The 9,889-nt window shown below is 71.1% G+C and carries 8 protein-coding genes; 1 reads left to right on the plus strand and 7 read right to left on the minus strand.

The annotated features are described in order from the left end of the window. Positions 1-31: 31 nt before the first annotated feature. Positions 32-1,150: a serine/threonine protein kinase gene (locus KHC27_RS15660; protein WP_213340313.1), complete on the minus strand. Its 1,119-nt coding sequence runs from the start codon at positions 1,148-1,150 to the stop codon at positions 32-34. Beyond that, positions 1,147-2,580 carry a methylenetetrahydrofolate--tRNA-(uracil(54)-C(5))-methyltransferase (FADH(2)-oxidizing) TrmFO gene (gene trmFO / locus KHC27_RS15665; protein WP_425514887.1) on the minus strand — a complete coding sequence of 478 codons (1,434 nt, stop codon included), beginning with the start codon at positions 2,578-2,580 and terminating at the stop codon, positions 1,147-1,149. The genes KHC27_RS15660 and trmFO overlap by 4 nt, the downstream gene beginning before the upstream one ends. 207 nt (positions 2,581-2,787) lie before the next feature. On the opposite strand from trmFO, the gene KHC27_RS15670 reads away from it, so the two are divergent. Continuing rightward, on the plus strand, positions 2,788-3,423 hold the full coding sequence (locus tag KHC27_RS15670; RefSeq protein ID WP_213340315.1) for a histidine phosphatase family protein: 636 nt from the start codon (positions 2,788-2,790) through the stop codon (positions 3,421-3,423). 17 nt (positions 3,424-3,440) lie between these two features. Here KHC27_RS15670 and KHC27_RS15675 read toward each other — a convergent pair whose 3' ends face one another. The 5 genes from KHC27_RS15675 to KHC27_RS15695 all read right to left on the minus strand — a co-directional run bounded on the left by KHC27_RS15675 (position 3,441) and on the right by KHC27_RS15695 (position 9,760). Further along, positions 3,441-4,895, minus strand: coding sequence for an AMP nucleosidase (locus tag KHC27_RS15675; RefSeq protein ID WP_213340316.1), 1,455 nt, complete (start codon positions 4,893-4,895; stop codon positions 3,441-3,443). 219 nt (positions 4,896-5,114) lie between these two features. Beyond that, positions 5,115-6,488 carry an LLM class flavin-dependent oxidoreductase gene (locus KHC27_RS15680; RefSeq protein ID WP_246519977.1) on the minus strand — a complete coding sequence of 458 codons (1,374 nt, stop codon included), beginning with the start codon at positions 6,486-6,488 and terminating at the stop codon, positions 5,115-5,117. Between the two features lie 213 nt (positions 6,489-6,701). After that, positions 6,702-7,544: a 3-deoxy-manno-octulosonate cytidylyltransferase family protein gene (locus KHC27_RS15685; RefSeq protein WP_213340317.1), complete on the minus strand. Its 843-nt coding sequence runs from the start codon at positions 7,542-7,544 to the stop codon at positions 6,702-6,704. Positions 7,545-7,796: 252 nt separating this feature from the next. Beyond that, positions 7,797-7,958 carry a DUF1127 domain-containing protein gene (locus KHC27_RS15690; protein ID WP_213340318.1) on the minus strand — a complete coding sequence of 54 codons (162 nt, stop codon included), beginning with the start codon at positions 7,956-7,958 and terminating at the stop codon, positions 7,797-7,799. 500 nt (positions 7,959-8,458) lie between these two features. Then, on the minus strand, positions 8,459-9,760 hold the full coding sequence (locus KHC27_RS15695) for an O-acetylhomoserine aminocarboxypropyltransferase (RefSeq protein WP_213340319.1): 1,302 nt from the start codon (positions 9,758-9,760) through the stop codon (positions 8,459-8,461). Positions 9,761-9,889: the final 129 nt, after the last annotated feature.

Here is a 9,889-nt window from a genome sequence, read left to right on the forward strand (position 1 = left end):
TTGCAAGCGCCCTTGCCGTAGCGGCGCCGCCTCAGATGCCGCGCCGCACCCGGTCGGTCAGGTTCAGCCGGCCGCGGATGATCGGCTCCAGCGTCGCGCGGTCGGCCTCGCTCTGCGGCAGCAGGGCGAGCTGGTCGATCTGGTTGAGCGCGACGAGGCGCAGCAGGTCGTCCCGCACCGCGCCGCCGGCGTCGCGCGGCAGCGCCTCGACGATCTGGATGTGCTCGGGCGGAAGCTGCCCGGGCAGCGCGGCGGCCAGCTGCGCCCGCAGCCCTTCGGCCGAGAGCGCCGCGCCGGGCGCCGCCTCGACGAAGGCATAGAGCCCGAAGCTGCCGCCGGGGGTCGGGAAGTCGGCGATGTGCGCCTCGCGCACGCCCGCGGCCTTGCCCAGCTCCGCGGCGAGGCGGGGGCCCTGCTCCATGGCGCGGGGGCCGCGCCCTTCGGTGTCGTGGTAGTTCAGCAGCTTGCGGGTGACGAAGATGTAGACCTGCTTGCCGGTGGACATCCAGATGCGGTTGATCAGGCTCTTGCGGGCCAGCATCCGCTTTTCGCTCGAGGTCAGCGCCTCCGGGCAGAAGCTGCGCTTCTGCTTCAGCAGGTGGCGGATGTCCTCATGCGCGGCGATGCGGAACAGCTTGCTGCGGGGGCGCAGCCGGCGGCCGTTCTCGTCCCAGCGGCGCGAGCATATGGCGAGCTGGAAATCCATCAGCAGCGCGGTGCCGTCGGCCCGGCGCAGCCAGTTCTGCGGCTTGGCGAGGTCGTTATGGACGATGCCGCGGCGGTGCACGGCGCGCAGCCCGGCCCGCGCCGAGGCGAAGAAGGCGCGGTCGCCCACCGGCCGGGCGATCTGGAGCGGCACCCCGTCCACCCAGCCGCGCACCAGGAATCCTTCCTCGAGCGCATAGAGCGGCACGGTGTAGCCGCAGCCTTCCGCCCGCTTCAGCGCCCGCGCCTCGCGGCGGGCGAAGTGGCGCGCCAGCGGCTTCACCCACCAGGCGACGTCGCTGTAGCGCCGGCGCACCGCGGGAAAGGCGTTGCCCGCGCCGTCGTGCCAGATGCCGCGCTCGATGGTGGAGAAGATGTCGCGCTTCAGCACGCTGTCGAGCTCGAAATGGGCGGCGGCCGCCGCCGGCTTCACCGGCCGGTTCATTCCGCGGCCTCGCGGGTGAAGCGGTTGCCGGCGGCCCAGGCGACGATGTCCGCCAGCGCCCGCCGCGCCATCTCCTGCTTGCGGGCGGCGCCCTTCTGCGGGCCGCGCAGGCGCTTGCCGTCCGCGCCGAGCAGGGGGGCGTCGACCAGCGGGGGAAACAGCCCGAAATTCACGTTCATCGGCTGGAACGAGCGCGGCTTCGCCTCGCCCTCCTCGCCCGCGTCCTCGTCCAGCAGATGCCCGCCCGTGATGTGGGCGAGCAGCGCGCCGTGCGCCGTGGTCGGCGGCGGCGGGGCGAGGTCCAGCCCGTGCCGTTCGGCGGCGGCGAAGCGGCCGGCCAGCAGGCCGATGCTGGCGCTCTCGACATAGCCCTCGCAGCCGGTGATCTGCCCGGCGAAGCGCAGCCGCGGCGCCGCCTTCAGCCGCAGCGTGCCGTCCAGCAGCTTGGGCGAATTGAGGTAGGTGTTGCGGTGCAGCCCGCCGAGCCGGGCGAATTCCGCCTTCTCCAGCCCCGGAATCATGCGGAAGATGCGCACCTGCTCGGCATGGCGGGCCTTGGTCTGGAAGCCGACCATGTTGAACAGCGTGCCGAGCGCGTTGTCCTGCCGAAGCTGCACGATGGCGTGGCACTTCACCGTGGGGTTGCGCGGGTTGGTGAGGCCGACCGGCTTCATCGGGCCGTGGCGCAGCGTCTCGGGCCCGCGCGCGGCCATCACCTCGATCGGCAGGCAGCCGTCGAAATAGGGCGTGTTCGCCTCGAACTCGCGGAACGGCACGGTGTCGGAGGCGATCAGCGCGGCGACGAAGGCGTCGTACTGCGCCTTGTCCATGGGACAGTTGATGTAGTCCGCCCCGGTGCCGCCCGGGCCGGGCTTGTCGTAGCGGGACTGGAACCACGCGACGTCCATGTCGATCGAATCGAAATGGACGATGGGGGCTATGGCGTCGAAGAAGGCGAGCGAATCCTCGCCGGTCTCCGCCCGCAGCGCCTGCGCCAGCGCCGGGGAGGTGAGGGGGCCGGTGGCGATGACGACGCTGTCCCAGCTCTCCGGCGGCAGGACATCCACCTCCTCGCGCGCCAGCGTGATGAGCGGCTCCGCGGCGATGGCGGCGGTGACGGCGGCGGAAAACCCGTCGCGGTCCACCGCCAGCGCGCCGCCGGCGGGGATCTGGTGGCGGTCGGCGCAGTCCATGATGAGCGAGCCGAGCCGGCGCATTTCCTCGTGCAGCACGCCCACCGCATTGGCGGTGTGGTCGTCGGAGCGGAAGGAATTGGAGCAGACCAGCTCGGCGAGGCCGTCGCCCTTGTGGGCGTCGGTCGCGCGCAGCGGGCGCATCTCGTGGAGGATCACCGGGATTCCGGCGCGCGCCAGTTGCCACGCCGCTTCCGATCCCGCGAGCCCGCCGCCGATCACATGCACCGGGCGCATCGCTTCCGCCATCGAGACCCCTCGTCCTTGCTCCCCGGCCGCTGCCGGTCCTTCACGGCGCCCCCTTAGCACGGATCGCCCGCGCGTGCAGGCGGGGCGGGCCGGCAACGGGAGGCTCGCACCGGGCGGGCGTGGCGCGCGCGGGCTTGCCATCGCGCCGGGACTCCGTTTCAGTCGCCGGCCTCCACAGGCTTGCGGTGAATGTCCATGCAGCTTCTCCTCCTCCGCCACGGCAACACCTTCGAGGCCGGCCAGCCGAGCCATTGGGTCGGCGCCCGCACCGATCTGCCGCTGACGGCGGAGGGCGTCGCCCAGGCCCGCGCGGTCGGCGAGATGCTGAAGCGCGAGGGCGTGCGGCCGGACGCGATCCGGCGCGGGCCGCTGCGCCGCCACCGCGAGAGCGCGTCCGCGCTCGCCGCCGAGCTGGGGCAGGACGAGGCCGCCATCGCGCTCGACACCCGCCTTCAGGAGATCGACTACGGCACCTGGGAAGGCCGCACCAACGCCGAGCTGGACGGGCAGGTGCCCGCCGCCACGCTGGCGGCCTGGAGTGCCGAAGGGGTGTGGCCGGCCGGGGCCGGCTGGGTCACGCAGGAGGCCGACTTCCTCGCGGCGCTGACGGATTTCCTCGCCGAGATGGCGGCGCGGCCGGCGGGCGAGACGGTGCTGGCGGCAACGTCCGGCGGCACGCTGCGCGGCCTGTTCCGCGTGGCGGGGTTCGCAACCTCGCCCGAGCTTCCGCACAGCCGGGTGCGCACCGGCGCGCTCTGCCGCCTCGTCCATGAGGGCGGGCGCTGGCGGCTGGTGGAATGGGACCGCCGCCCGCCCGCGCCGGGGGCCTGAGCGGCCGGCCCGCCGCGTCAGCGGAAGGGCGGCTCGTCGAAGGAGCGCAGCTTGCGCGAGTGGATGGTGGCCCCGGTCTGCTTCAGCCGCTCCAGCGCGGCGAGCCCGATCTTCAGGTGCTCGCTCACCGCCCGCTCGTAAAAGGCGTTGGCCGCGCCCGGCAGCTTGATCTCGCCGTGCAGCGGCTTGTCGGAGATGCAGAGCAGCGTGCCGTAGGGCACCCGCAGCCGGTAGCCCTGCGCGGCGATGGTGCCCGATTCCATGTCGACGGCGATGGCACGGGAGAGGTTGATCCGCCGGCGCTCCTGGGTCCAGCGCAGTTCCCAGTTGCGGTCGTCCTGCGTCACCACGGTGCCGGTGCGCAGGCGCTGCTTCAGCCGGTCGCCGCTCTCCCCGGTCACTTCCGCCGCCGCCTGTTCCAGCGCGACCTGGACTTCGGCCAGCGCGGGAATCGGGATGTCCGGCGGCACGAGCTGGTCGAGAATGCCGTCCTGCCGGAGATAGGCGTGGGCGAGCACATAATCGCCGATGATCTGGGTCTGCCGCAGCCCGCCGCAATGGCCCACCATCAGCCAGCAATGCGGCCGCAGCACCGCGAGGTGGTCGGTAATGGTCTTTGCGTTGGAGGGGCCGACGCCGATATTCACCAGCGTCACCCCGGCGCCGCCGGCCCGGACGAGGTGATAGGCCGGCATCTGGAAGCGGTGCCACGGCGCCGCCATCACCCGGTCGAAGGCCTCGGCGTCCAGCGTGTCGCGGTCGATGCGGATGCCGCCCGGTGTCACCAGCGCCTCGGCGCTGCCGGCCGCGATCTCGGCGAGGCCGAGCCGCACGAACTGGTCGACATAGCGGTGGTAGTTGGTCAGCAGCACCCAGGGCTGCACGGCGCGCCAGTCGGTGCCGGTGTAGTGCACCAGCCGGCGCAGCGAGAAGTCCACCCGCACCGCGTCGAACAGCGCCAGCGGGCGCGGCTCGCCCTCCACCAGCTCATAGGTGCCGTCGGCGATTTCGTCGCCGACCAGCGACAGCAGCGGGGTCGGGAAGTGGCGGGCCAGCTCGGAGGCGGTGACCTTGCCGCGGCCCAGCTCGTCGCCGCCGTCCAGCGCGTAGGGGTAGGGGATTTCCTGCGTGCTGATGCCGGTCTCGATGGTGGCGCCGTAATCGGCGACCAGCGGCCGGAGCTGGTCGAGCAGATAGGGCCGGAACTCGGCCGGCTGGGTGACGGTGGTCTGGTGCACGCCGGCAAAGGCGAACTTGCCGTAGCCGCGCTGGCTGCGGGCGCCGGAGGCCTTCAGCGGGTCGTAGGTCATGCGCAGCAGGGGGTAGCGGTAGCGCGCCCTTTCCGCCGCGTCCGGCGCCCGCCCGGTTTCGAAGAAGCGGGCGAGGTCGTGGCGCAGCGCCTCGCGGGCCTCGCCATACAGCGCCTCCAGCCGGTCGATGGCCTCCTCGGGAGTGGTCGCCGTCCTGAACATGGTGCCTCGCTCTGTCGGCCCGCCGGCAGGGCGGCGGGGCACGCGTCCTTGCCCCGGCCGTTGCCCCGGCCGGTGTGGCGCGTGCTCTAGCCTGTCCCGCCGCGCGCGGGAAGCCACGATCGCGGTTCAGGCGCTGTCCACAGCCGCGCCCCGGCGCACGGCGCCGGGCGCGCTCTTTCTCGTTCGGGAGCCGGGTTGTCGGCGGGACGGGGCGGGGCGTCAGCCGTTCGCCGCCACCGGCCGGCTGGCGGCCGCCTCGCGGGCGAGGGTGTAGCGGTTGGCCGGACGCTGAAGGCCGAGGCTGTCGCGCAGCGTCGTGCCTTCATAGGCGGTGCGGAACAGCCCGCGGCGCTGCAGCTCCGGCACCACCGTGGTGGTGAATTCGACGAGGCTGTCCGGCAGCACGGGAAAGGCCATCATGAAGCCGTCGGAGGCGCCGCCCTCGACCCAGGCCTGCATCTGGTCCGCGATCGCGACCGGGGTGCCGAAGAAGATCGCCTTGCTGCGGTTGTAGCGCTTGCACACCTCGCGCAGCGTCAGCCCCTGCCGGATGAGGCCGACGATCTCGTCGAAATAGACATGGGTGAAGTTGGCCGATTCCGGGATGCGGTGCAGCGGCACCGGCTCGTCCAGCGGCAGGTCGGAGAGGTCGGTCTCGAGATCGGTCTTCAGGTACATCAGCCCGATGTCGATATGCACGTTGTCCTGCCAGTACGCCCATTTCTCGCGGGCATGCTGCTCGCTGTCGCCGACCACGATGGAGACGCCGGACAGGATCTTCAGCTCGTCGGGGTGGCGCCCGAACCGGGCCATCCGCCCCTTGAGGTCGCGGTAGAACTGCACGGCCTCCTCATGCGTCACCGCGGCGCCGAACACCACCTCGGCGGTCTCGGCGGCGAGGTCGCGACCCGGCTCGGAGGCGCCGGCCTGGAAGATCACCGGGCTGCCCTGCGGCGGGCGGGCCATGTTCAGCCCGCCATGCACCCGGAAGAACTCGCCCTGGTGGTCGAGCATGTGGAACTTCGCCGGGTCGAACATGCGCGCGCCGGCCCTGTCGTAGATGAAGGCGTCGTCCTCCCATGTGTCCCACAGCGCCCGCACCACCTCGTAGAACTCGCGGGCCTTGGCGTAGCGCTTGTTGTGCGGGGGCAGGCGGTCGAGGCCGAAATTGCGGGCGGCGAAGTCGTTGGAGGAGGTCACCACGTTCCACGCCGCGCGGCCGTGGCTGATGTGGTCGAGCGAGGCGAACAGCCGCGCGACGTTGTAGGGCTCGTAGAAGCTGGTGGAGGCGGTGGCGCCCAGCCCGATCCGCGAGGTGGCGGTCGCGACCGCCGAGAGCAGGGTGAGCGGCTCCAGCATGTTCATGTAGAGCGGGCCGCGGGTCCAGGCGTCGAGCTTCTCGGTGCGGGCGGCCGGGGTGTCGGCGAGAAAGAAGAAGTCGAGGAGGCCGGCTTCGGCGATCTGCGCGATGCGCTGGAAATAGGCGACATCGGTGGCCGCATTGTCCTGCGCGCTCGGCAGCAGCCAGGCGGAGGAATGATAGCCATTCGCCTCGAACAGGCCGCCGAGAACCATGTGCTTCGTTGACGACATCGGGATGCTTCCGGGCTGACGCTGTGGCGGGGGCGGCGACGCCGCGAGGGGCCCGGCCGCAGGTGACGGCGCCGATAGTGGCGGCAGCGGCGCGGCGTGGAAACCGGGAAAGTGGGCTCCGCCGGCGCAAGTCGCCGTTTTTTCCGCCATCGCCGGCCGGTGCCCACATGCGCGCCAGAGGCGGCTGCCGTGGCCGGTGCCGGCCGGCGCGCCTCACCCCTCGCCGTCGTAGAGCCCGTGCTGGAGCGGGTCGCCGGCACGGGCGAGGTGCTGCTCGGCGAGCGCGGCGTCCTGCGGTGTGTCGATGCCCCACATGGCGATGCGGGCCGGCTTCACCGCCACGGTCTGGATCGGCACCCCCGCCTCGAGGAAGCGGAGCTGCTCCAGCCCTTCGAGCTGCTCGTAATGGCCGACCGGCGCGGCGACGAAGAAGCGCAGCGCCTCGGCGCGGTAGCCATAGAGCCCGATGTGGCGGAACACCGGCGCCAGCGGCCCGGCGGCGCGCAGGCCCGCCTCGTCGCGCAGGGCCGGCAGGATGTTCTTGGAGAACCAGTGCGCCCGGCCGCCCTGGCCGACGATGCAGGTGGTGCCGCTGAAGGGGGTGATCTGCTTGCGGGCGCGCAGCCCGTCCAGCGCCTCCCAGGAGAGCTGGACCACCGGGGTGAAGACCTGGGGGGCGCCGTCCCCGGTCCCGCTGGCGCGGGCGGCCTCGATGAGGCCGGCGACATAGCTCGGCGGGGTGAAGGGCAGGTCGCCCTGCAGGTTGACGATGAAGTCGGCATCCGGGGCGTGGGCCTGCGCCGCGGCCAGGGCACGGTCGGAGCCGGAGGCGAGCTTGGGCGGGGTCATCACCACCGGGGCGCCGATGGCGCGGGCCAGCTCGGCGACGCGCTCGTCATCCGCCGCCACGACGAAGCCGGCGCCGGTCTGCGAGGCGGCGATGCCGGCGATGCGCACCACCCGCTCCAGCAGCGGCACCCCGCCGATGGGCGCGAGCGGCTTGCCGGGAAAGCGGGTGGACTGGTAGCGGGCGGGAATGACGATCAGGCACTTCATGGCGCGGGTCCGTCGCTGCGCGCGGGCCGGGCGCCTGCGCTCCACCCGCTTGGTGGACCATTTGCGGGCGCTTGTCACCTCGTCGGCGCGTGCGGCGCCTCGGGTCGAAAACCCCTCCAGAACGACGAAAGCCCCAGCTTCGAACCGGGGCCTTCGTGGAAGGGCTCGTAGCGGACCCGGCGCGCCGGGGCCTGTGTCGGAGTCTTCTCTCCGGTCCCGACGAGGCCGGGACCGTGGCGGTGGGCGTGTCGATCAGGCGGCGGCGGCCGCGCGACGGGCGACGCTGGTGATCTCGCCGCGGGCGACGTTGATGTCGGCCAGCGTGCGGTCGTCGAGCTGGGAAAGCTCGGCGATGGTGCGGCGATAGGCCTGGTAACGACGAACCTGCTTGGCAACAAGGCCCCAGAGCAGCATGATTTTTCTCCTGTCCTACGGTTTGGCAACGTCGGCGCCGGGTTTCGGCTGCACGTCCGCTGAGCAATCTGATGCCTATGTATTCGACAGCGGGCGCTTTCGCTAGGAAGTATGCTGCATCCCAGCAATGCGTCCGACGCATGTGAAGGTCACACTTCATTCACCTTGTGCCAGCCTTGCGGCCGCGTCTTTGAACGGCCTGTACCCGCCGAAGAATCAGCAAATCGGGCATTTGCGCGGCATAATCGGGCGGTTCGGTGGGAAGATGGGGACTGTCGCGGCGGTGCCACAGGGGCGGTTTCCGCAAGGGCCGGCTATGCGCTATGCACAGGGCGGGGCGTTCTCGCGCCGGCGCCGGCTGCCGCTGCATTGTGCAGTCCGACGCTGAAGAAGCAAACAGCCGGGGCGGGAACCCTTGTGCCCGCTGGCGCGCCCGGGACCTGCCACGAAAAAGGGCGGCGGCCGTTGCCGGCGCCGCCCTTGATGTTGCGGTGCATGATTCAGAGGGCAGCCAGCGCCTGGTCGAGATCGGCGATGATGTCCGCGGCGTCCTCCAGCCCCACCGAGAGCCGCACAACGTCCGGCCCGGCACCGGCCAGGGTCTTCTGCTCGTCGGCGAGCTGGCGGTGGGTGGTCGAGGCGGGGTGGATGATGAGCGAGCGGGTGTCGCCGATATTGGCGAGGTGGGAGAACAGCTTCACGCCGGACACCAGGCCGACGCCGGCTTCATAGCCTCCCGCGAGCCCGAAGGTGAACACGCCGCCGGCCCCCTTGGGCGCATATTGCTTGGCGAGGTTGTGGTAGCGGTCGCCCGGCAGGCCGGGATAGCTCACCCAGGCCACCTTGGGATGGGTGGAGAGATATTCCGCCACCTTCTGGGCATTGTCGCTGTGGCGCTGCACCCGCAGCGGCAGCGTCTCGATGCCGGTGAGGATGAGGAAGGCGTTGAAGGGCGAGAGCGCCGGGCCGAGATCGCGCAGCCCCAGCACCCGGGCGGCGATGGCGAAGGCGAAATTGCCGAAGGTCTCGCCGATCACCAGCCCCTGATATTCCGGCCGGGGCTTGGACAGCATGGGATAGCGCCCCTCCCGCAGCCAGTTGAAGCTGCCGCCGTCGACCAGGATGCCGCCGATCGAGTTGCCGTGGCCGCCGAGGAACTTGGTGGCGGAGTGGATGACGATGTCGGCGCCATGCTCGAACGGGCGGATGAGGTAGGGCGTCGCCAGCGTGTTGTCGACGATCAGCGGCACGCCGGCGCGTTTCGCGATCTTCGCGATGGCCGCGATGTCGGTGATGACGCCACCGGGATTGGCGATGGATTCGATGAAGATGGCCTTGGTCTTCGGCGTCACCGCGCGCTCGAAGGAGGCGACGTCGTCCGAATCCGCCCACACCACGTTCCAGCCGAAGCTCTTGAAGGCGTGGTTGAACTGGTTGATCGAGCCGCCATAGAGCTTGCGGGCGGCGATGAATTCGTCGCCCGGGGAGAGCAGGGTCTGGAAGGCGAGAAGCTGGGCGGCGTGGCCGGAGGCGACCGCCAGCGCGGCTGTGCCGCCCTCCAGCGCCGCCACCCGCTCCTCCAGCACCGCGTTGGTGGGGTTGCCGATGCGGGTGTAGATGTTGCCGAAAGCCTGCAGCCCGAACAGGGCGGCGGCGTGATCGGCGTCATCGAACACGAAGGATGTGGTCTGGTAGATCGGCGTCGCCCGCGCCTTGGTGGTGGGGTCCGGCTGGGCGCCGGCATGGATCGCCAGCGTGGCGAAGCCCGGCGACGGGGCGCTGTTCTCCTGCGAGTCGGTCATGTCACATCCTCCCTGCGTTCTCGACGCAGGGACATGTCACGCCGACGCGATAAAAAACGCAAGATGATCGTGAGATATACTCGGCCTACATCAAAACCCGGAAATTTCGCGGGTCGATGATATGGAAGT

It is taken from the genome of Ancylobacter lacus (genome assembly GCF_018390635.1).
Lineage (GTDB): Bacteria > Pseudomonadota > Alphaproteobacteria > Rhizobiales > Xanthobacteraceae > Ancylobacter > Ancylobacter lacus.

Bases quoted from the DNA above. Each gene is read 5' to 3' on its own strand.
- KHC27_RS15660 (WP_213340313.1), bottom strand. From the start codon at position 1,150: ATGAACCGGCCGGTGAAGCCGGCGGCGGCCGCCGCCCATTTCGAGCTC.
- trmFO (WP_425514887.1), bottom strand. From the start codon at position 2,580: ATGCGCCCGGTGCATGTGATCGGCGGCGGGCTCGCGGGATCGGAAGCG.
- KHC27_RS15670 (WP_213340315.1), top strand. From the start codon at position 2,788: ATGCAGCTTCTCCTCCTCCGCCACGGCAACACCTTCGAGGCCGGCCAG.
- KHC27_RS15675 (WP_213340316.1), bottom strand. From the start codon at position 4,895: ATGTTCAGGACGGCGACCACTCCCGAGGAGGCCATCGACCGGCTGGAG.
- KHC27_RS15680 (WP_246519977.1), bottom strand. From the start codon at position 6,488: ATGTCGTCAACGAAGCACATGGTTCTCGGCGGCCTGTTCGAGGCGAAT.
- KHC27_RS15685 (WP_213340317.1), bottom strand. From the start codon at position 7,544: ATGAAGTGCCTGATCGTCATTCCCGCCCGCTACCAGTCCACCCGCTTT.
- KHC27_RS15690 (WP_213340318.1), bottom strand. From the start codon at position 7,958: ATGCTGCTCTGGGGCCTTGTTGCCAAGCAGGTTCGTCGTTACCAGGCC.
- KHC27_RS15695 (WP_213340319.1), bottom strand. From the start codon at position 9,760: ATGACCGACTCGCAGGAGAACAGCGCCCCGTCGCCGGGCTTCGCCACG.